Origin of the sequence: Puia sp. (assembly GCF_035546395.1) — a bacterium.
Taxonomy (GTDB): domain Bacteria; phylum Bacteroidota; class Bacteroidia; order Chitinophagales; family Chitinophagaceae; genus Puia.
Window position 1 is genome coordinate 1,123,445 of sequence record NZ_DASZXR010000014.1, and the last position, 21,299, is coordinate 1,144,743.

Annotated in this window: 12 protein-coding genes; 8 read left to right on the forward strand and 4 right to left on the reverse strand. The window is 56.6% G+C overall.

What is annotated here, in order from left to right:
- Positions 1–165: 165 nt before the first annotated feature.
- The gene (locus VHE34_RS17475; RefSeq protein WP_325590141.1) at positions 166–2,640 is read right to left on the reverse strand and encodes a PIG-L family deacetylase; all 2,475 of its coding nucleotides are present in this window, start codon (positions 2,638–2,640) and stop codon (positions 166–168) included.
- Between the two features lie 10 nt (positions 2,641–2,650).
- Complete coding sequence (locus tag VHE34_RS17480; protein ID WP_325590142.1) at positions 2,651–5,203, reverse strand: M14 family metallopeptidase; 2,553 nt, start codon at positions 5,201–5,203, stop codon at positions 2,651–2,653.
- Positions 5,204–5,270: 67 nt separating this feature from the next.
- On the opposite strand from VHE34_RS17480, the gene ggt reads away from it, so the two are divergent.
- From ggt to VHE34_RS17495, 3 genes are all read left to right on the forward strand, one after another.
- A complete protein-coding gene (gene ggt, locus VHE34_RS17485) occupies positions 5,271–6,983 on the forward strand; it encodes a gamma-glutamyltransferase (protein WP_325590143.1) in 1,713 nt (570 codons plus the stop codon).
- Between the two features lie 11 nt (positions 6,984–6,994).
- On the forward strand, positions 6,995–7,534 hold the full coding sequence (locus VHE34_RS17490) for a DUF1572 family protein (protein ID WP_325590144.1): 540 nt from the start codon (positions 6,995–6,997) through the stop codon (positions 7,532–7,534).
- A gap of 113 nt (positions 7,535–7,647) precedes the next feature.
- The gene (locus VHE34_RS17495; RefSeq protein ID WP_325590145.1) at positions 7,648–12,393 is read left to right on the forward strand and encodes a translocation/assembly module TamB domain-containing protein; all 4,746 of its coding nucleotides are present in this window, start codon (positions 7,648–7,650) and stop codon (positions 12,391–12,393) included.
- 32 nt (positions 12,394–12,425) lie between these two features.
- On the opposite strand, the gene VHE34_RS17500 is transcribed toward VHE34_RS17495, so the two are convergent.
- On the reverse strand, positions 12,426–13,625 hold the full coding sequence (locus VHE34_RS17500; protein WP_325590146.1) for a bifunctional 3,4-dihydroxy-2-butanone-4-phosphate synthase/GTP cyclohydrolase II: 1,200 nt from the start codon (positions 13,623–13,625) through the stop codon (positions 12,426–12,428).
- Between the two features lie 343 nt (positions 13,626–13,968).
- Here VHE34_RS17500 and VHE34_RS17505 point away from each other — a divergent pair, with 343 nt between their 5' ends.
- Positions 13,969–17,322, forward strand: a complete 3,354-nt coding sequence (locus VHE34_RS17505; protein ID WP_325590147.1) for a TonB-dependent receptor — start codon at positions 13,969–13,971, stop codon at positions 17,320–17,322.
- 109 nt (positions 17,323–17,431) lie between these two features.
- Here VHE34_RS17505 and VHE34_RS17510 read toward each other — a convergent pair whose 3' ends face one another.
- Positions 17,432–18,244, reverse strand: a complete 813-nt coding sequence (locus tag VHE34_RS17510) for an alpha/beta hydrolase (protein WP_325590148.1) — start codon at positions 18,242–18,244, stop codon at positions 17,432–17,434.
- A gap of 29 nt (positions 18,245–18,273) precedes the next feature.
- On the opposite strand from VHE34_RS17510, the gene VHE34_RS17515 reads away from it, so the two are divergent.
- From VHE34_RS17515 to VHE34_RS17530, 4 genes are read left to right on the forward strand one after another with little or no spacing between them, the layout of a single operon-like run.
- Positions 18,274–18,996 (forward strand): esterase family protein, encoded by a 723-nt coding sequence (locus VHE34_RS17515; RefSeq protein ID WP_325590149.1) that lies wholly within the window; start codon positions 18,274–18,276, stop codon positions 18,994–18,996.
- Positions 18,997–19,002: 6 nt separating this feature from the next.
- Positions 19,003–19,971, forward strand: a complete 969-nt coding sequence (locus VHE34_RS17520; RefSeq protein ID WP_325590150.1) for a hypothetical protein — start codon at positions 19,003–19,005, stop codon at positions 19,969–19,971.
- Between the two features lie 60 nt (positions 19,972–20,031).
- Positions 20,032–20,169, forward strand: a complete 138-nt coding sequence (locus VHE34_RS17525; protein ID WP_325590151.1) for a hypothetical protein — start codon at positions 20,032–20,034, stop codon at positions 20,167–20,169.
- A gap of 10 nt (positions 20,170–20,179) precedes the next feature.
- A complete protein-coding gene (locus VHE34_RS17530; RefSeq protein WP_325590152.1) occupies positions 20,180–21,295 on the forward strand; it encodes a carboxylate-amine ligase in 1,116 nt (371 codons plus the stop codon).
- Positions 21,296–21,299 lie beyond the last annotated feature (4 nt).

Below are 21,299 nucleotides of genomic sequence, written 5' to 3' on the forward strand. Positions count from 1 at the left end.
TCGATTCGCGATCAACATAGCCACCACAAGGCCGATAAAGAGTCCTACCAATAATCCAAATGTAGCCCTCTTGATGAACCTTCCCACCACCAGCCCAATGACTATAGCCGTCACAATGGCAATATCTCTTCTTCGATGCATAATAAATTTATGCGCGTGTGCGCATCAAAACGCTCTCTTATGATTTAATGCAATAATATTGGCCATCAACCGGTAGGCTCCCGGGACACCCGCAGGCAGCTCCCGGAAAAACACCAGCCCCGTATAAACGAACATGCCTTTCCCGAAGGGAGCGATCACCAGGCTGCCCTTCTGATCCGGCTCACCAGGGTCGCGCATCGACAACACCTGCTGATAGGCCGGGTCGGTCTGACCCGCGAAGTAAATACCCCGCTCCTGGATCCATCCTTCAAAATCCGAGTCCGTGATCTTATTCGGGTAGTTCAGTACCGGATGATCCGGGATCAGGAAATTGACCTTCGCATGCTCGTCCGTAACGCGGAGATTGGACACCGCAAAAGGATAAGGACCGATCGCCGTCGACATCCTCCCGAGGTTGCCTCGATTGTATTGCACGATAAGATTCCCCCCCTCCTTGACATAGTCCATTAATGCTTCGTGTCTTTCCGCCAACCAGTCATGAACGTCATAGGCCCTGACACCGGCAATGATGGCATCGAACTGTTTTAAATAGGCCGGCGTGCATTCCCGCTCTTTCAGCATCACCACTTCATAGCCCATCTGCTGCAAGGCATCCGGGACCTTATCCCCCGCCCCTTCGATATAGCCGATGCGGTGACCCGCCGTCTTTACATTCGCCAGCACGAACTTCTCACGGGCGAGCCGGAAATAATCGATCCGCGGAATATGGGGGTAGTCGATGGTGATCAGCTGAACCGCCGTATCCCGGCGGCCGGAATGGTCGAATACCAGGTCCGCCGTCACGGTCTCCGTCTTGCTCGTAGAAGGCCTGGCCAGCCAGGACAGGCCCGATGGAGGTCCGACGCTGACGTCAGGCGTCGGCGTCAGTGAGAATTTCGGTAGCCCCGAATGTCCGGTCCTGTCCGCCGCCTCTACCCGGAACCCCTTCTCCTCGCCATCCGTAAACAGCACCAGGCTTGGGTCCAACTGCGCCGTCACCGGCGGCAGCACCGTCAACGGCTCGTACAACTCCCCCTTGACGGGATCCGTGTACTTGTACTGCACCGGCCGGGTAAAGACCATCTCCTGGCCGTCCGCCACGAGCCGGAAAGCGACAGTGTACGCAGCATCCCCCTGGGGTTTGCCGATCAGCCGCTGATCGCTGACATTGAACGAGCCCGGCGACATTTCCTGTGCCAGCCAATAGGGCTGCGTCAGCGGCTTGTCCGGCGAAATATAGATGTTCCGGCTAAAACTGTAATTCTTGTCCCCTTCCAGCTGCTGCTGCAAAGGCACCGAAAATCCAGTCCGCACATCGCTAAGCGAAACATCGGCAACCGACAACGGCGCATTCAGGCGGTTGTTGATGGTCACCGCCACCCCCAGGGAATCCCCCTGGACGGCGTAGGCGCTGCGCGTCACCGCCTCCAGCCAAAGCCCGCTGCAGTCCGCGATCAGCTCCTTCACCTCTTTCAGCTTCTGTGTCTTCCAGTATCCGTCGGGTAGCTGGGAAACTGCCTTGTATACTTCTGCAAGACCCGGCACCGATCGCTCAGGATGCGCAAGAGAAAAATCCCGGATCAACTGCTTCACCATCCCTTCGATCTTTTCTCCGCCTTCCACCCGGCGCCAGCTGGTCTCCACGCCCTCCATCGGATCGCTATGCGCAGGGTCGCCGGCTACGAGCGTAAAATATTCCATCGATTGGCCACGGGCGGGCGTCAATGCCGCACCCTGGCTCTTATGATTGGTCCGGCTGATCGCTGCCAGCTCTCCATAGCTCTTCCCGAGGATGGCGTTGAAGCCGCCGACATCGATCTTCATCTGGTCCTCGCTTGTCGTATTGGCGCCCGCCCCGAAATTGAACGAGTTCCAAAGCACCCGCTTCACCTGCCAGGGCTTTACCCCATATTTCAACTGCTCCGGAAAACGGCCGGGGTCCGCCGCAGCGGTAAAGGCTTCCCGCGCGATCACCGCGGATGCAGAGTGATGCCCATGCCCCGCCCGGCTGTCCGGCGGAAACCGGGTGATGATCACATCCGGCTGGAACTTGCGGATCACCCAAACGGCGTCGCTAAGCGCTTTTTCCTTTCCCCAGGTGGCAAGGGCTTCGTCCGTCGACTTGCTGAACCCAAAGTCGAAGGCCCGTGAAAAAAATTGCTCCGCTCCGTCCACACGCCGCGCCGCAAGCATCTCCTGGGTTCGGATCAATCCCAGTTCCACGCCCTGCTCATCGCCGATGAGATTCTGGCCGCCGTCTCCCCGGGTCATGGAAAGATAGGCGGTGCGGTAAAGCCGGTCCTTTGCCATATAGGCAATAAGTCTCGAGTTCTCATCATCGGGATGGGCGGCCATATACAACACCGAACCCAGGACATTCAATTTATTCAATCGTAAATAGATCTCGGCGGAGGTAACGGTCTCAGGCGCCTGGGCCGACGCCGTCAGAACCCACCCAATGGGCCCCGCCGCCAGCAGTAAGGCAAATACACGCTTCATTTAAAATATTTTATCTTACCAGAAAAACAGCATTGCAAAACAGCAGCTTCCCATTCTCCCAGAAGCTGCGGAACAACGGATCGTCAGCCATATACACGACCGCCCCACGGCCCATCTCCTGCACGCCAAACACCAACCCGTCCCTGATCTTCTCTTTGGCCCGGACTCCGGTAAACCCGCTCACATATCCGTCTTTGCGGACGATCCCTACATTCCAGCCGCCATCTTTCAGGAGTTCGTACACTTTATCGTCCTCCTTGAGCGTATAATAGTGATCGGGATAGCCAAACGCAAGGGGATGGGTGCTGTCCAATTCGACCCGGTAGATGGAACCCGGCACGCTTCCCGCCGCTTCCTCCCGCTGACGGTCGCCATAACGGTGGATGACCATATCGTCGTCCGCCTTTTTATCCTTGCCGTCGTCCTTCTTGTCCCCGGCCTCACCCTTCAACCTGATCCCCCAATCCATCCGCGCAAGCTGTTGCACCGCATTCTGCATCACGATAAGCCTGCCTCCTTCCCGAACCCAGTTCTTCAACGGGTCAGCGGAATTTTTCTCATTGAGGGCCTGGTAATTCCCGTTGGGCAGGATGACGACATCGAAGTTCTTCCACGCGATCCTCGCCGCCGACTCCGAATTGACCAACGTGATCGGGTACCCGATCTCCTGCTCGAAGAGATGCCATACCTCCCCTGCATTCAGGCTGCTCACTTCCTCTCCCGTCATCAGCGCCACGCGCGGCCGGTGAATAAGATGCACCAGCCCGCTGCCGAAGTCGGCGCCCTTATCCACAAAGCCGGTAGCTATCGGCGCCGGATGAACACCGGCCTGGCGCGCTGCTTCTTTAAGCATCGGCCACAGTCTGTTCCCTACGGACCGGTTACCTGTCGACGTGACGATCAGCGTCCCCTTGTCAAAGGATATTCCCCCGGACTCGAACGGCCGCTCGGAATACCGCACCCTGATCCCTTGCCGGAGCATCCGGGTAAGAAAGCGAACGCTGCCCATGCCCGTCCATCGGATCGCATAGGCATACGTGGTATCGTTTGGCTCTGGTCCCTGTACGGCCTTTGCCCCGGACGAGTCGACAGAAATCCTGGCCGTCCAGGCGCCGCCGGCAAGGTCCTTCAGCCCATAAGCCTGCACCCCATATACAAAGGGAACCGACCAGGCCGTGATATCATAGGTGATCGAATCGCTGATATGCGATCGCCGCTCGAAAAGGACGCGGACCAGATTGGACTTGGGCTGGCCTGCTTCCACAATAATATCGCCGGCCGCCGTTCTGAAATTGGCCGGCCGCCCGATCTCGTAATCTATGCCCGTCATCATGACTCCCCTTGCAACAGGTAAATAATGAATATCGTTCCGGTCCAGGAAGGCCTTCAGCCGCTCGAGCCGGTCGCCAAAACTATCGTTACGCAGATAATACCCTTTAAATTCCCCGCCGGGATGCTGCACCGCGTCGAGAAAATAGGCGTGAAACTCTTTGATCAGCCTGTCCGCGTTCGAAGAAGCCATCTCAACCGTCGAGATGCCCGTGGTAAAATGGTGCTCCAGCCGCTGCGCAAGCGTCAGCGTGTCGCCATCCGTCGTCTGCACGGCCAGCCCGGCGCCGATGCCGCCCTGCTCGAAGGTCATCCCGATCGCACCGTTGTAGATCGGATAGGTATCGCCATAACTCGGATAGAACAGATCGAATTCCTCCTTTGTAAAATACAGCCATCCATTGTGATCGAAATATCGCGCGTTATTCTTCCCGATCCTGACCTGGAATTCACGTTGCCACGGCGTTATCACATCATGATAAGGCTCGGCCGCCGGGGCGAAATAGTACGGATTGTTGTATCCCTGCTCATGATAATCCACATGCACCTGCGGCAGCCACATATTGTACTTCTTCAGCCGTTGCTGGGTCTCCACCTGCGTCTGCCACGCCCAGTCACGGTTGAGATCGAAATTATAATGGTTGGTCCGTCCGCGCGGCCAGGGCTCCTGGTGCTCGCGGGACTGCGGGTCGGGGTTGGGCTGCGCGCCGACGACATCGTTGTACCAGTGCACATAACGATCGCGGCCATCGGGGTTGATACAGGGGTCGATGATGACCACCGTGTTCTTCAGCCATTCTGCCGCCCGGGAAGAACCAGGATCGGCCAATTCATACAGCATCTTCATGGCCGCCTCGGACGAGGACGGCTCATTGCCATGTACGTTGTAACTGAGCCAAACGATCACGGGCGCGTGCTCGTCCGCGGCCTTGTCATGGAGCTCGCCCGCCAACCGCAGGTTATTGACCCGGATCTCCTCCAGCCGCCGCAGGTTCTCCGGACTGGCGACATACGCCAGCATCAGCGGCCTGCCTTCATACGTCAGTCCGTATTGCTCGAGCTTTATTGTCGCAGGCACAGCCTTCGCCACGGCCTCGAAATAGCCGACGATCTTATAATGGGGCGTGAAATGCGCTCCTAACGGGTAACCCAGGAATTCCTCCGGGGAAGGCGGATGCTGCGCAAAACAACAGCAGGCAGAAAGCAGGAGCGCGAAGAGGGGACTGTGCTTCATGGCGGACGAATGTAAGTAAACAATGAAAGATAAAAAAATGGTAACTTACGACAAATCATCTCTTTCTATGCGCCAACCGCTCATCCGTTCTTGCGTCCTTTGCACATTGATTTTTGCCGCGGCGTATGGCTCGCACGCACAGGCGCAAGCCGACCCTTACCATTACAGCATCCGGAAAACGGTCGTAGCGACACACGGCGCTGTCGTCTCCGCCCATCCGCTGGCCAGCAGCGCCGGACTCGCCATTCTCAGACAAGGCGGCAACGCCTTCGACGCCGCCATCACCACCCAGCTGGCGCTGGCCGTCGTCTACCCGGCAGCGGGAAATATCGGGGGCGGCGGATTCATGGTCGCCCATACCGCCAAAGGCCGAAACATCACCCTCGACTACCGCGAAAAGGCGCCCGCCGCAGCTACCCGCGACATGTACCTCGACGCGGCAGGCAATGCCCGCACCGACCTCAGCCAAAACGGCCATCTCGCCTCCGGCGTCCCCGGCGTCATCGCCGGCATCTTCGCCGAACTGAAATATGCCCGGCTCCCGCTGGCAAAGCTGATCCAGCCGGCTATCGATCTCGCGCAGAACGGCTTTGCCATCACCGCCGCGGAAGCAAGAGGTCTCAACAGTATCCAGTCCTCGCTCAAAAAATACTGTACCGTCACCCCCGTCTTCGTCAGGGAAGGAGGCTGGAAGCAAGGCGATACGCTGGTCCAGGAAGATCTCGCAAAGACGCTCCGCCTCATTCGCGATAATGGCGCCAAAGGTTTTTACGAAGGCGAAACGGCCCGGCTGATACTTGAAGAGATGCAGCGCGGCAAAGGCATCATCTCCGCAGCCGACCTCAAAAGGTATACGGCAAAAGAACGAACACCCTCGGTCTTCCCCTACCGGCAATATACCGTCGTTACCATGCCCCTGCCCAGCAGCGGCGGCGTCGTTCTCCAGCAGATGCTGAAGATGGTCGAGGATATGCCCCTCGCAAGCTATGGCTTTGAATCCCTGAAAGCCGTTCACCTGATGACCGAAGTCGAACGCCTGGCTTATGCCGATCGCGCCGAATATCTCGGCGACCGGGACTTCTACTCCGTTCCGGTAGATACGCTCACAAGTAAACCCTATCTCCTGCGCAGGATGAGCGCCTTTCAACCCGACAAAGCGGGAAGCAGCAAGGAGATCAGTGCCGGCCTATTGACGCAAAAGTCCGAAGAGACGACCCACTTCGAGACCATCGACGACGAAGGGAATGCCGTCTCCATTACCACCACCCTCAACGGCGGTTATGGTTGCCGTGTGGTCGTCGGCGGCGCGGGCTTCTTTCTCAATAACGAAATGGATGACTTCAGCGTCAAGCCGGGCGTTCCCAATATGTACGGCGCAGTCGGTAACGAAGCCAATGCCATCGCACCCGGCAAACGGATGCTCAGCAGCATGACCCCGACCATCGTGCTCGCCAAAGGCAAACCGTATCTGGTCACCGGTACCCCCGGCGGTACCACCATCACTACCTCCGTTTTCCAAACCCTGGTGGATATTATCGATTTTGGTCTCTCGGCCGAAGACGCGGTCAACCGGCCGAAATTCCATCATCAATGGCTTCCCGACGAGCTCTTTGTCGAAGCGGGATTCCCCGCCGGCGTGCAGGAACAACTGAAAGCGATGGGCTATACCGTCACCCTGCGTGGCAGCATCGGCCGGACCGAGCTCATTCGGATAACCCCGGATCACAAGATCGAAGCCGTCGGGGACAACCGCGGCGACGACACGGCTGAAGGATACTAAAATACATTTTTATGAATACTCTTGGCGCCATCTATCTCGAATCCGCCATCAAGCGCTTCCTCACTTACAAGGTCCTCGGCGATATGACCTTCGCACAGCTGGACGAAAAAGATTTTTATTACACCCCCGGGGAGTCTTCCAACAGCATCGCCGTGATCATCCAGCACATGCACGGCAATATGATCAGCCGTTGGACCAACTTCCTCACCGAAGACGGCGAAAAGCCCGGCCGCAACCGGGACGAAGAATTCAGCCCGCCGACCTGCTCCCGGGAACAGCTCCTCGGCCTCTGGGAAGCCGGCTGGCGCTGCCTGATCGATACGCTACGATCGCTGAAACCCGAAGACCTCGAAAAAACCATCACCATCCGCCACGAACCCCTCATCGCCATCGATGCCATCAACCGCCAGCTGGCTCACTATCCGCACCATGTCGGGCAAATCGTCTATATCGGCAAGATGATCCTCGACCAGAACTGGAAAAGCCTGTCCATACCCAAGGGATCGTCCCGGGAATTTAACAAGATGATGCAGGATAAACACGGCCGCTAAGAGGTAAATTGGTCTACAATTTGCACCTCCTTACCGGAAGTTGTAATTTTGCCATCCAAAAAGGATAACCCCTGAGAAAATTCTGGAAAATACTCCGTAATACATTAGTGGTTTTGCTGCTATTAATGCTCTCGCTATGGGGTCTTATCCATCTGCCCCCGGTCCAGACCTGGCTGGTCGGCCGCGTTACCTCCAGGCTCTCCCACGATCTTCACACCCGCATCAGCGTAAAACATGTCAACTTCTCCCTGTTCAACAAGATGCTGCTCGACAGTACCCTTGTAGAGGACAGCAAGGCCGACACCCTGCTTTTCGCCGGAACGGTAAAGGTCAACATCACCGACTGGTGGTTCTTCAAGGACAAGGCACAACTGCAATATATCGGTCTCGAAAACGCTACCATCAAGCTGCAACGCACCGATTCGGTCTGGAACTACCAATTCCTCGTCGACTATTTTTCCGACACCGACACTACCCTCAGGCAGATGAAGGACACCGCCAGGGGATTGCAGCTGGACCTCAGGGAAGTGGTGCTGTCCAGGATCCATTTCCTCAAGCACGACGCATGGCGCGGCGAAGACATGGACCTGCACCTGAAAGGCCTTTATCTCTACGCGGACACCATCAGTCTCACGGGAAAGCGAGCCCGTATCCAAACCCTGGACTTTACCCGGCCCGATTTCGTCCTGTCCAACTATCCCGGCAAACGGCCGGCCCCGCCGATCGATACGACCCCCATCGTCAACGATCCATTGCATCTCCGGCTCAATCCCGCCGGCTGGGATCTCACCGCCGGCCGGGTCACCATCCGGGACGGCTCCTTCCGGAACGAAAAACGGAACGACACGGTCGTCAACCGCCATTTCGACGGTAATCATATCTATTTCTCCGCGGTGAATACCACCTTCGCCAATTTGCGGCTCAACCGGGATACACTTACCGCACAGCTCTCGCTGACCACAAATGAGCGCAGCGGCCTGGAAGTGAAACGCCTGAACTCCCGCATCCGCTGGTACCCCGAAGCAATGGAGTTCGCCCGGCTCGATCTGCAGACCAACAAGAGCCATCTGCGGAACTACTTTGCCATGCGCTTCAAGACCCTCGACGATATGTCCGACTTCGAGACAAAGATCCGCATGGAAGGGGATTTCTCCGATGCAGAGATCGACACCGACGACATCGCCTGGTTCGCGCCCGCACTGAAGAACTGGAAAGTACATGTCCGGATGACCGGCAACCTGCAGGGCACGGTTTCCGATCTCCGCGGAAGAAAGGTCATTGTACTGGCCGGTAACAGCACCCTGCTCAACGGCGATATCCATATCAAAGGACTGCCCGACTTCGAAAAGACCCATATCGAATTCAAATCAAACGATTTCCGCACGACTTACCAGGACATGGTCACCCTGGTCCCTTCCCTCCGCCAAACCCAACAGCCCCGGCTCGATCGTGTCGAGTGGCTGCGGTTCCGGGGCGATTTTACCGGCACCTTTCGCGATTTCGTTACGAAGGGAACGGTCGAGACCAACCTCGGGACCATCGAGACCAACCTGGGTATGAAGATCCCGGTATCCGGCCCCGCCGTCTACAACGGTACCCTCCTGACGGACAGCTTCCGGCTGGGCCAGTTCCTGGATAACGAAAGCCTCGGCCGTATCGCCTTTCAGGGTAAGATCAACGGGGCCGGCCTCCGGCGAGGTACCCTCAGCGCAACGCTCGACGGGATCATCAACAGTCTCGAGTTCAACGGCTATACCTATCAACACATCCAGATCAACGGCGCCGTGGCGAAAAAACGGTTCAACGGCGAGCTGATCGCCAGCGACCCGAACCTCGACGCCCACCTCAACGGCCTGGTCGACTTCTCACTGGATCAACCGAAATTCGATTTCGAGGCCGAAGTCGCCAAGGCCAACCTTACCCGCCTTCATTTCGCCAACCAGGAAGTCGAATTCGACGGAAAGTTCAAATGCAATTTCACCGGCGACGACATCGACAACTTCCTCGGCCACGCAAGCATCTACGATGCCTCCCTGTTCAAGAACGGCAACCGGGTGTCCTTTGACTCCCTGACCCTCGAGTCAAGCATCGAAGGCCCCAATAAAAAGATCGTCGTCGTCAGCAACGAATTCGACGGAGCCATCGCCGGCGAATTCTCCATCAAAGATCTGCCCGCCTCCTTTCAAACCTTCCTCAACAAATATTACCCCAGCTATATAAAGCCCGCCCGAACGGAACCGGCCAACCAGAACTTCACCTTCGTCATCTCCACCAAAAAGGTGGATGAATACATCGACCTGTTCGAAAAAGATTGCAAGGGCTTCAACAATTCCGTTATCGCCGGCCGCATCGACACCCGCGACAAGCACCTGCTCGACCTGAACGCCGATATCCCGAATTTCGGCTACAAAAGCGTCACCTTCAACAACCTGGTCCTGAAAGGCACCGGCAACCTCGACAGTCTCTCGATGGAGACGACCATCGGAGACGTACAGATCAACGACAGCCTGCACTTTCCCGGCACCGGGATCCACCTGCGCAGTTCCAACGATATTTCCAGCCTGCAGGTAAAGACCAGCGCCAACCAAACGCTCAACTCCGCCAATATCTCCGCCAAGGTGCGCACCCTTCCCTCGGGCGTGCGGCTCACCTTCGATCCCTCCACTTTCGACATCAACAGCAAGACCTGGATCATCGATAAGGACGGCGAGCTGGCGTTCATGAACAATATCCTGTCCGCCGATGGGATGAACATCCACAGCGGCGACCAATCGATCGCCATCACCACCCACCCCTCCGGAGAAGGCAACTGGAACGATATCCACGTCGACCTCAAAAAGATCAATATCGGTGACTTCACTCCCTACGTCGTCAGATCCGAACGGCTGGAAGGATTGCTGACGGGAAGCGCCGATATCACCAATCCCTTCGGTAACCATACCCTCCACTTCCAGGGACAAGCCGAACAATTCCGGTTCGACAACGACTCCATCGGCCGGCTCGATCTCGCCGCCGACTACCAGAAGTCCACCGGACTCATAAACGCTACCCTTCACTCGGACAACAAAGACTATCGTTTCGACACAAAGGCCCTGGTGAACACCTCGGACAGCAACGCCGCTCCCATCGATATCACGACGGACGTCTCCACGATGAAAGTTAACCTGCTGGAGAAATACCTCGGCGGCATCTTTACCAATCTCACCGGCAACGTCAGCGGCAAACTCCGGATCACCGGTCCCTCCTCCCATCTCTACTATCTCGGAACCGTACAGTTGAAGGACGCCTCGCTGAAAGTGGCCTATACCCAGTGTACCTACAAGATCGCCTCGGCGACCGTCCGCTTCAAAAAGGACACCATCGATTTCGGCACGATCCAGCTGAAGGACAGGCTCGGACACACCGCCGATCTGCTCCATGGACGTCTCCTGCATCATGCCTTCGATGACCTGGCCTTCGACTTCGAGCTGAATACCAACCGCCTCCTCCTGCTGGATACCAAAGCCACCGATAACAGCCAGTTCTACGGTACCGTCGTCGGCAAGGCACGGATGACGCTCACCGGACCCGAACAGAATATGGTCATGAACATCAAAGGAGAACCCACCGACAGTTCGAACATCTATCTCCCCCCCTCCAATAGCAGGGAAAGCGGAGAAGCGGATTTCATCCAATGGCGGGTGTATGGGAAAGAGATGACGCGAAGCCTGGCGGACCGGAAGTCCTCCAACCTGTTGGTGAACCTCGACATGTACGCCAACAATTATGCGAATGTCTATATGATCCTCGACCCGCTCAGCGGCGATATCATCAAGGCCAACGGTCATGGCAACCTCATCATGCGCGTCGGGACCACCGAGGACCTGACTCTCAACGGCCGCTATGAGATCGATCGCGGCAACTATAATTTCACCTTCCAGTCCTTCATCCATAAGCCCTTCGTCCTCAGCGAAGGGGTGGGCAACTATATCCAGTGGAACGGGAATCCCTATGACGCCACGATCGGCATCGCTGCTACCTTCCGCGCCGAGAATGTCCGGTTCAGCGACCTGGGACTCAACAACAACCTGGGGATCCAGGATGCCAACGTGCTGCGTTACCGCGGGGATATCATCGTTGCAGCCAACCTGACGGGCCATTTGACGTCTCCGGCCATCGCCTTCCAGATCGAGCTGCCTCCCGGCAGCCCGCTCAGGAATGACCAGGACGCCCAGACCCTGCTGGCGCGGATCCAGAACGATGCCAACGAGCTCAATAAGCAGGTCTCCTGCCTGGTCGTCCTCAACAGCTTTGTCCCCCTTTCCAATAGCACGACCACCTTCGACCCCACCGGCGCCGTAGGCAATGCTGTGGTCAACAGCATTTCCGGCGCCGTCTCCAACGCCTTCTCCAAGCTGGCTTCGCAACGGCTGCAAACGATCTTCAAGGACAAAAGCATCCGGGTCAATTTCAATACGAATTTCTACAACGGCAACTACCAGATCGTTTCCGACGTGACCACCTACAACCGCACCAACCTCAACTTTTCAATCGCCAAGGAATTCATGAACACACGGTTGACAATGACCGTGGGCAGCGCCCTGGACTTCGGAATGACGGCGCAACAAGCCGCCGCCGCGTCCTTCCAGTTCCTGCCCGATATCAACGCCGAATATAAGATCACCGCCGACGGTCGCGTGGCCCTCACCTTCTTCTACCGCGATTCGTACAACTACCTGTCGACCGGCAACCATACGCAGAACAGCAGCGGGACAAGCATCTCCTACCGCCGGGAATTCGACCGCATCGACGAACTGTTCAAAAAGAAGAAGAAAAAACCGGCCCAGGTCGTCGCCCCAATCCCACTTGCCGACAAATAACCCCCCGCGTTACCGGGGGGCTACTCCCATTTTTATTTAAGGATCTCATGTCCAAGCTTATCCCGCTTGGTCTGAAGATATCGTTCGTTATGCGGATTAGGATCGATCTCGATCGGCACCGTATCGACGATCTCGAGCCCATAGCCCAACAAACCGGCCCGCTTGCGCGGATTGTTGCTGATCAGCCGGAGCTTGGTGATGCCCAGGTAACGCAATATCTGCGCTCCTACTCCGTAATCCCGCTTGTCCATCGGAAAACCGAGATGCAGATTGGCCTCCACCGTATCCATTCCGCCTTCCTGCAGCTTGTAGGCCCGAAGCTTGTTCAGCAGGCCGATGCCGCGCCCTTCCTGGTTCATATAGAGGATCACGCCCTGCCCCGCCTGTTCCACTATCCGCATGGCCTCATGCAGCTGCTCGCCGCAATCACACCGGAAGGACCCAAGGATATCCCCCGTAAAGCAGGAGGAGTGGACCCGTACCAGTACCGGCTCACCGGGCTGCCAGCTGCCCTTTACAAGGGCAAGATGTTCGTTATTGGAATTCTTCTCGCGGAAAGCGGTCAATTTGAAATGCCCATACATCGTAGGCATGTCCACCGTGACTACCTCCTCGATCAGCGAATCGGTCTTCAACCGGTATTCGATCAGGTCTTTTATCGAAATGACAGGAAGATCGAATTTCCGGGAGATCTCCAGCAGCTGCGGCAGTCGCGCCATCGTCCCATCCTCGTTCATGATCTCCACCAACACCCCCGCCGGCTCAAAACCCGCCAACCGCGCCAGGTCGATCGTCGCTTCCGTATGCCCGGCGCGACGCAATACCCCTCCACGCTTTGCCCGCAGGGGAAAAATATGCCCGGGACGGCCAAGATCCTCCGGCTTTGTAGAAGGGTCGATCAGAGCCTTCACCGTCTTCGCCCGGTCGCTTGCCGAAATGCCCGTCGTACACCCATGCCCCAGCAGGTCGATACTCACGGTAAAGGGAGTCTCATGCAACGCCGTATTCTTGTTGACCATCAGTTCCAGCCCCAGCTCATCACAACGGTCCTCCACCAACGGAGCGCAGATCAACCCTCTGCCTTCCTTGCTCATGAAATTGATGACGGCAGGGGTCACATTCCGGGCCGCCGTGATGAAATCGCCTTCATTCTCACGGTCTTCATCATCGACGACGATCACCAGCTTCCCTTGTTTTATGGCTTCAATGGCACTCTCGATACTAGATAGCATTCAACTTGATTTATGTACAAAATTAACAATAAAAACGCCGGAAAGTTAGAAAAGGATGCCTGAGGTATCCTCCCGGGAACCGGCCGGCCTGCAACCCGCACTACCCAGAAACCACCAGCGGCCGAAGAGATCCATTTTTGTTTATAACTTGTCAATATTAAATCCACAGTACGGAGCAGCCTTTTTCTATGTTTGCATTTCTTTAACACCGTCTGCCTTCTCCTTCCAATCCTTGAAAAATTAGGATCTGCCTGCCATTTAGTTGTTAATGATTTCTTAATGAGCCATTGAGTACAGTCATGGTAATTTCTGTATTCCTTTGCACCCGCAAAAACCACTTTATATGATAAAACGACTGCTATTATCGGCAATCATTTTTTGCTCCGTGCTGTATTCCTTCGGTCAGGAGACGACCTCCCAGATCCTCGGAACCGTTACCGACGGAACCACAGCGCTCTCAGGAGCGACAGTGACCGCCCTTCACATTCCGACGGGCACCAGGTACACGACGACAACCCGTAAGGATGGCCGCTTCAACCTCCCGAACCTCCGGGTCGGCGGTCCCTACCTGCTCACCGTCTCCTATGTAGGATTCAAAGAAGAAAAGACCGAGAACATCACGCTCGTCGTCGGCCAGGACTTTGTAGCCGACGTCAAAATGGTCGCCGAAGCAAAAGAGCTCTCCGCCGTAAGCGTGAGCGCCGGCCGTCAGAACAAGATTTTCAACAATAACCGCACCGGCGCCCAGGAGATCATCACCCGGCAGCAGATCGAGCGCCTGCCGACGGTCTCCCGTTCGATCCAGGACTTCGCCAAGCTGGAGCCTACCTCCAACGGTCTGAGCTTCGCCGGCACCAACCCCGGCCTGAACAACGTCACCGTGGACGGCGCCGATTTCAACAACTCCTTCGGTCTTTCCAGCACCCTCGGGGGCCAGGCAAACGCCCAGCCCATCGCCCTGGATGCCATCGATCAGATCCAGGTGAACGTCGCTCCCTATGACGTCCGCCAGGGCGGCTTTACCGGCGCAGGCGTCAACTCGGTTACCCGCAGCGGTACCAACCAGTTGCGCGCAACGGTCTATGACTACATCAAAGGCCCCGGCACCATCGGCTATAAAGTAGAGAACTCCCGGGTCCCGAAAACACCTTTCACCTATAACATCGTCGGCGCGAGCATCGGCGGGGCGATCATCAAGAACAAATTGTTCTTCTTTATCAACGGCGAACAGAACAAACAAAGCGCCCCGGCAACCGGCGTCCTCGCTTCGGATGCCAACCACCCGCCTCAATCCGGCGTCTACAGCCAGGCGAACGCCGACTCCCTGACCCTGATCAGGAATTTCGTGAAAAGCCAATACGGCTATGATCCGGGTTCCTTTGCACCCAGCACCTTCCAGACCAACAGCTACAAGGTGAACGCCCGGTTGGATTTCAATATCGACCAGCACAACACCCTCTCGCTGAAATACAACTACCTGAAATCCTACGCCGACCAGTTCGCCAGCAACAGCCGGCCCGGCAGTGGCCAGGTAACAGGCGGCCAGCCCGGCAATACGTCCATCCCCTTCCAGGACGCCGGCTATCGCATCAACAACAATCTGAACATCTGGATCGCCGAACTCAATACCCGCTTCGGCAACAGCGCATCGAACAAATTCCAGATCGGCTACACCCGCGAGCGGGATTTCCGCAGTCCGGCCGCTACAGGCACCTTCCCCCACGTAGATATCCTCACCAGCGGCAACATCACCACCTCCTTCGGTTACGAGATGTATACCTATGCCAACACGCTGAACATGGACTCCTATCAGCTCACGGATATCTTCCAGTTTTACAAGGGCGGGCACGAGATCACCATCGGTACGCAAGACAGCTACAAGAAATACCAGAACGCATTCGCACCCGGCTGGAATGGTGTGTACCAGTTCAACAGCATCAGCGACTTCCTCGGCGGCAAACCGGCTGCTACCTACTACCAGCAGTATTCGACGCTGAAAGGCGCCGCATTCCCCTGGGCCTATGCCGGTGCCACCAACCTGGGTTTCTTCGCGCAGGACAAATGGCGCGCTACCCCGAATTTTACGCTCACCTATGGCGTACGGTTCGACTACACCACTTATCAGAACAAGTTCACCGACAACCCCAAATTCGACGCCCTTCAGTTCCTGAACGGAAGAACCTACAACGTGGGTAGCGCACCCAATGGCTTCCTGGTCGTTTCTCCCCGCGTAGGCTTCAACTGGGATATCACCGGCGATCGTACCTGGCAGCTGCGTGGCGGCGCCGGTATCTTCGAAGGCGCCCCGCCCTTCGTTTGGATCGAGAACCAGGCCGCCAACAACGGCGTCCAGTTCGGTTCCTTCACTGCTACCAACTTCGCCTTCAATCCCAATCCCGCACAGGCGCTTCAGACTTACCTGACCAATACCAACCAGTCTCAGACCTCTACGCCTACAGGCTACTCGACCAACGTCGTCGACAAGAGCTTCAAATATCCCACCAAGCTGCGCACCAGCATCGGTCTGGATAAAAAGCTGCCGGATGATTGGGTCGTCAGCGGTGAGTTCACCTATTCGAAAGACATCAACGCGACGTATATGTACAATGCCAACCTGAAAGAGACCAACGGCTTTGCAGTCAACAACGGCGGCGACCACCGTCTCCGGTACAATACCACCGGCACCTCTACCAGCGGCACTAACAACAGCAACAAATACTACAACGGTAGCACCCTGGACAACCCGAACATCGGCAGCGCCATCATCCTGGCCAATACCAGCAAGGGTTGGAGCTATGCCGCTACTGCCCGCGTGCTGAAGAACTGGCCCAACCTGCAGGCCAGCGTAGCCTATACCTACAGCGACACCCGCACGGCTATGGAGAACGGTAGCACGGCCAGCTCCCTTTGGTCTGCCCGCGCAGTCGCCAACACCGATCCCAATGCTCCGACCCTGGCCCGCCCATCCTGGTACCAACCCCACCGCATCATCGCCACGGCAACCTACCACCTCAACGAAGGCCAGCACACCACCACCTTTATCAGCGCCGTTTACGAAGCGGTTACTCCCGGCGCTACTTCCTATACCTACAACGGTGACCTGAACGGCGACGGCAACACCGGTAACGACCTGATCTACGTTCCGCGCAACCAACAGGATATCTCCCTGGTCCAGGTCAACGCCGGCACTGCCAACATCGGCAATGCCAAGCTCGACCACAGCGATAACCGCACGGCTTCCCAGATCTGGAACCAGCTGAACGCCTTCATCAGCCAGGACCACTACCTGAACCTGCGCCGCGGTCAGTACACACAGGCTAACTCCGTTACCTATCCCTGGATCAGGCACCTCGACCTGAACGTCACCCAGGACATCTACTTCTATACGAAGCATGGTGGCGACAAGGACAGGCATACCCTGCGCCTGAGCATGGATATCGTCAACTTCGGCAACCTGCTCAACAAATACTGGGGTATCCAGAAATCGCCTGTTCAAACCCAGTTCCTCAAGTTCGAGGGAATGGCGGCCGATGGAAAGACTCCGCAGTTCTCGTTCCCCTATTCCGATGCTTCCAACAAGGTTCCGTACACGACCAGCTGGGCAAACAATACCAACCTGGTCAACTTTGCCAACGGTCAGAACTTTTACGGTTCGAGATGGCAGATCCAGTTCGGCATCCGTTATATGTTCAACTAAAATCAAGCTAAATAAAAAAAGGCCGCCTCTTGCAAAAAGTAGGCGGCCTTTTTTTCAACTATGTCCGGCGAAACAAATTCGCCGGGGGCCCGGCCAAAGCCGGGTTTTCTTATTTAGAGAAAGCCCAGAGTAAGAATTCGGGCATCGCCCTCGCCCAGGTGGCGACATCATGACGGCCTCCCGCAATCTCCAAATAGCGAATATCCCGCGAAGGATCATACCCCTTCGCCGCCAGCTCCGCAATAAGATCCTTCGTATCATCGATCGAATCGATCACGCCATTGTGATTCCGGTCCTCGGTCTCGTCCTCCGTCCCGCATTCGAAGAACCACTTCAGCCAGGGGTAATAGCTCCCCCCACGCACCTCCGCATGCATGATCCGGTGGATCCGTTCATCATAGGCCGGGTCGCCCTTATCCCGGGTACGCCACCAGAAGCTGCCCGAGAATAGCCCCGCCCGGGAGAATTCCCGTGGATGGTTCCAGACAATGTCCATCGCACTAAGCGCGCCCAGCGAAAACCCCGCAAAGGCCTTCTGCTTAAAATCGGGCGCGCGGAACTTCCGGCGGATGGCAGGCATCAGCTCGTCAAAGATGAATTGGGTGTACGCACCCGCCTTCGCACCCCAGCCCTGGTAGTCGGGCTGGCCCGCCGTCCCATATTCCATCTTCCTCGATTCGCCGGCATGGATGCCCACGCATAGCAGGGGCGCAAGCAGACCACGGCTGTATAGATCATCCAGTATTTCGGCCAGCCCCAGCCGGCCAAGATCCTGCCCGTCATTGATCAGCAACAGGCTGGTCGCCCGCATATCCGGCAGATCCAACGGATAATAGAAGTCCACATCCACGGTACGGTTAAGCGGCACGGAAGGCAAGGCCAGGCTCTCCCTTCTGATATTCGTGCTCTTTTCTATAGACATAGCGCCAAAAATAGTATATTTAATCATAAATGGATTTGAGCGAAGAATATCATAAATGGTACTCCCCGTCCGCCGGCCGGGACTTCGAAATGCTGGTGTTCGGTAAAGGCGGCTACCCGGTGATCCTTTTCCCCACCTCCCGCGGAACCTACTACCAGAACAAGGATCAGGGTCTCCTCGAGACCGCCCGCTGGTTCCTCGAAAATGAGAAGGTGAAGATCTACTGCCCCGACAGCCTCGACAACGAAAGCTGGTACAACAAATCAGCCTCTCCCGCCGACCGGGCCTGGCGCCATACCGTCTATGACCGGCTCATTCTCGAAGAGATCCTTCCCCGCGCCATGGACGAGACAGGTCATGGACGCATAGCAGTGGCCGGCTGCAGCTTTGGCGGCTACCACGCAGCAAACTTTGCCTTCCGTCACCCCGGTCTCGTCGGCTACTGCTTTGCGATGAGCGGCATCTTCGATATCCGCTCCTTCACGGACGGCTACTACGATGACAACGTCTACTTCAACAACCCCGTCGATTTCATCCCCGGAGCCACCGATTCCGCCCTCTGGCATATGGGCATCGTGTTGGGTACCGCCGAACACGACATCTGCCGGGGACAAAATGAATGGATGAGCCGCCTGCTCGCCGCAAAATCCATCCCCCATTGGCTGGACATGCGCACCGGACGCGACCATGACTGGCCGGTATGGAAAGAGATGTTCCCACACTACCTTTCCCTTCTACCCAACACCAAATAGTAAGTTATGAGCGCCAACAAAAAAATAGGCATCCTCTACGGCCGCGAAAGAAGCTTTCCCATGGCCCTGATCGAGGCTGTGAACAAAAGAAATATTCCCGGCGTCTGCGCCGAGCCCGTTCGCATCGACAAAGTAGTCCAGGGAGAAGACAGCGGCTACGCCGTCATCATCGACCGCATCTCGCAGGACGTCCCCTTCTACCGGGCCTTCTTAAAGAATGCGGCGCTCTGCGGCACGGCTGTCATCAACAATCCCTTCTGGTGGAGCGCCGACGAGAAGTTCTTCAACAACTGCCTCGCCACCCGCATCGGCGTACCCGTCCCCAAGACGGTCATCCTGCCCTCCCGCGAGCTGCCGGCAGACACCAGCGACCAGTCCTTCACCAATCTCGCCTTTCCCCTCGACTGGCCGGGCATATTTGAATACGTCGGCTTCCCCGCCTATATGAAACCCTTTGCCGGCGGTGGCTGGAAGAATGTATACAAGCTGCACAACGCCGAAGAGTTCTATCAAAAACACGGCGAGACCGGACAACTGGTCATGCTCTTACAGGAAGAGATCGTCTTCACCGAATATTATCGCTGCTATTGCATCGGCGGAAAATATGTGCGGATCATGCCCTACGAGCCGCGTAACCCGCACCATCTCCGCTACCAGGCCGATTTCACCCCTTCCGCCGAACGCCTGCAGGAGATGGAAGAGATCGTCCTGCGCATCAACGCCTGGCTGGGCTACGATTTCAACACCGTCGAGCTGGCCGTGCGCGACGGCATCCCCTATGCCATCGACTTCTGCAATCCCGCGCCCGACGCCGAGAAAAGCAGCGTGGGTGAAGACAATTTCAACTGGGTAGTCGATACCGCCGCCGATTATGCCATCGAACGCGCCCTCCGCCACCAGGACGGCGCCGACAACCTCACCTGGGGCAAATATCTTCAATACAGCATCGGACACCGGCCACTGGCCTCCCAATAATATTTTTTTGCCATATCCCTTTTACCGGCTAATTTTATTAGCAAACAAAACCTCTATACTATGTTCACCATCTATAACAAGGAGGAAGACAAATACCAGGAAGCCGGCGCCTCCGTTGTCTATAAGGCAGACGACATCCTTTGCGCAGCAACCGTTCCCGGTTTCTCAGTCGAAATAAAAGACTTTTTCAATCATTAACCCACCTCGAATGGCAGATATCAATTACCGGAATTTTACGCTGGGTATCGAAGAAGAATACATGGTCCTCGATCCCAAAACAAGAGAGCTCAAGAGTCACGAGCAGAAGATCGTCACCGAAGGCCAGAAGGTCATCCGCGACAAGGTCAAGGCCGAAATGCACCAGGCCGTCGTGGAAGTAGGCACCGATATCTGCCAGGATATCCACGAGGCAAGAAAAGACGTGACGACCCTCCGAAAGACGATCGCAAAGATCGCCGGCGACCTCGGATTGCAGATCGGCGCCGCAGGCACTCACCCCTTCAGCCATTGGGAAAGCCAGCTGATCACCGACCATGCCCGGTACAACGAGATCGTGAACGAACTGCAGGAGGCCGCCCGCAGCAACCTCATCTTCGGCCTCCATGTCCACGTCGGCATGGAAAGCCGGGAAATGGCCAACCATATCGCCAATTCCACCCGCTACTTCCTGCCGCATGTCTACGCCCTCAGCACCAACTCCCCCTTTTGGGAAGGAAGACTCACCGGCTACAAATCCTACCGGACAAAAGTGTTCGACAAATTCCCGCGCACCGGCATCCCCGAGTACTTCGAGAGCATCGAAGCCTATGATAGTTTTGTAAAGCTGTTGGTGAAGACCAATTGTATCGACAACGCCAAAAAGATTTGGTGGGACCTCCGCGTACACCCCTTCTTCAATACGGTCGAGTTCCGCATCTGCGACGTGCCGATGACCATCGACGAGACGATGTGCATCGCCGCCCTCTTCCAGGCCATCTGCGTAAAGATCTACAAGCTGCGGTCGCAGAACATGAACTATATCCAGTACTCCCGCGCCCTCATCAACGAGAACAAATGGCGGGCAAGCCGCTATGGCATCGACGGCCATCTCATCGACTTCGGCAAAGAGGAAGAAGTGAATACCCGCGCCCTGATCTACGAGCTGCTCAATTTCATCGACGACGTCGTCGACCCCCTCGGCAGCCGCGAAGCCGCCCACTTTGCGGAGAAGATCCTGCATACAGGCACCGGCGCCGACCGGCAGCTCAAAGTGTACGAGGAATCCGGCCAACAGCTGGTGCCGGTCGTCGATTACATTCACGACCAGTTCCTCGCCGGCGCGTAGAAAC

What these genes read in the sequence shown, in the direction of transcription:
- ggt (WP_325590143.1), top strand. Translation starts at nt 5,271, where the DNA reads ATGCGCCAACCGCTCATCCGTTCTTGCGTCCTTTGCACATTGATTTTT.
- VHE34_RS17480 (WP_325590142.1), bottom strand. Translation starts at nt 5,203, where the DNA reads ATGAAGCACAGTCCCCTCTTCGCGCTCCTGCTTTCTGCCTGCTGTTGT.
- VHE34_RS17505 (WP_325590147.1), top strand. Translation starts at nt 13,969, where the DNA reads ATGATAAAACGACTGCTATTATCGGCAATCATTTTTTGCTCCGTGCTG.
- VHE34_RS17515 (WP_325590149.1), top strand. Translation starts at nt 18,274, where the DNA reads ATGGATTTGAGCGAAGAATATCATAAATGGTACTCCCCGTCCGCCGGC.
- VHE34_RS17530 (WP_325590152.1), top strand. Translation starts at nt 20,180, where the DNA reads ATGGCAGATATCAATTACCGGAATTTTACGCTGGGTATCGAAGAAGAA.
- VHE34_RS17510 (WP_325590148.1), bottom strand. Translation starts at nt 18,244, where the DNA reads ATGTCTATAGAAAAGAGCACGAATATCAGAAGGGAGAGCCTGGCCTTG.
- VHE34_RS17525 (WP_325590151.1), top strand. Translation starts at nt 20,032, where the DNA reads ATGTTCACCATCTATAACAAGGAGGAAGACAAATACCAGGAAGCCGGC.
- VHE34_RS17475 (WP_325590141.1), bottom strand. Translation starts at nt 2,640, where the DNA reads ATGAAGCGTGTATTTGCCTTACTGCTGGCGGCGGGGCCCATTGGGTGG.
- VHE34_RS17500 (WP_325590146.1), bottom strand. Translation starts at nt 13,625, where the DNA reads ATGCTATCTAGTATCGAGAGTGCCATTGAAGCCATAAAACAAGGGAAG.
- VHE34_RS17520 (WP_325590150.1), top strand. Translation starts at nt 19,003, where the DNA reads ATGAGCGCCAACAAAAAAATAGGCATCCTCTACGGCCGCGAAAGAAGC.
- VHE34_RS17490 (WP_325590144.1), top strand. Translation starts at nt 6,995, where the DNA reads ATGAATACTCTTGGCGCCATCTATCTCGAATCCGCCATCAAGCGCTTC.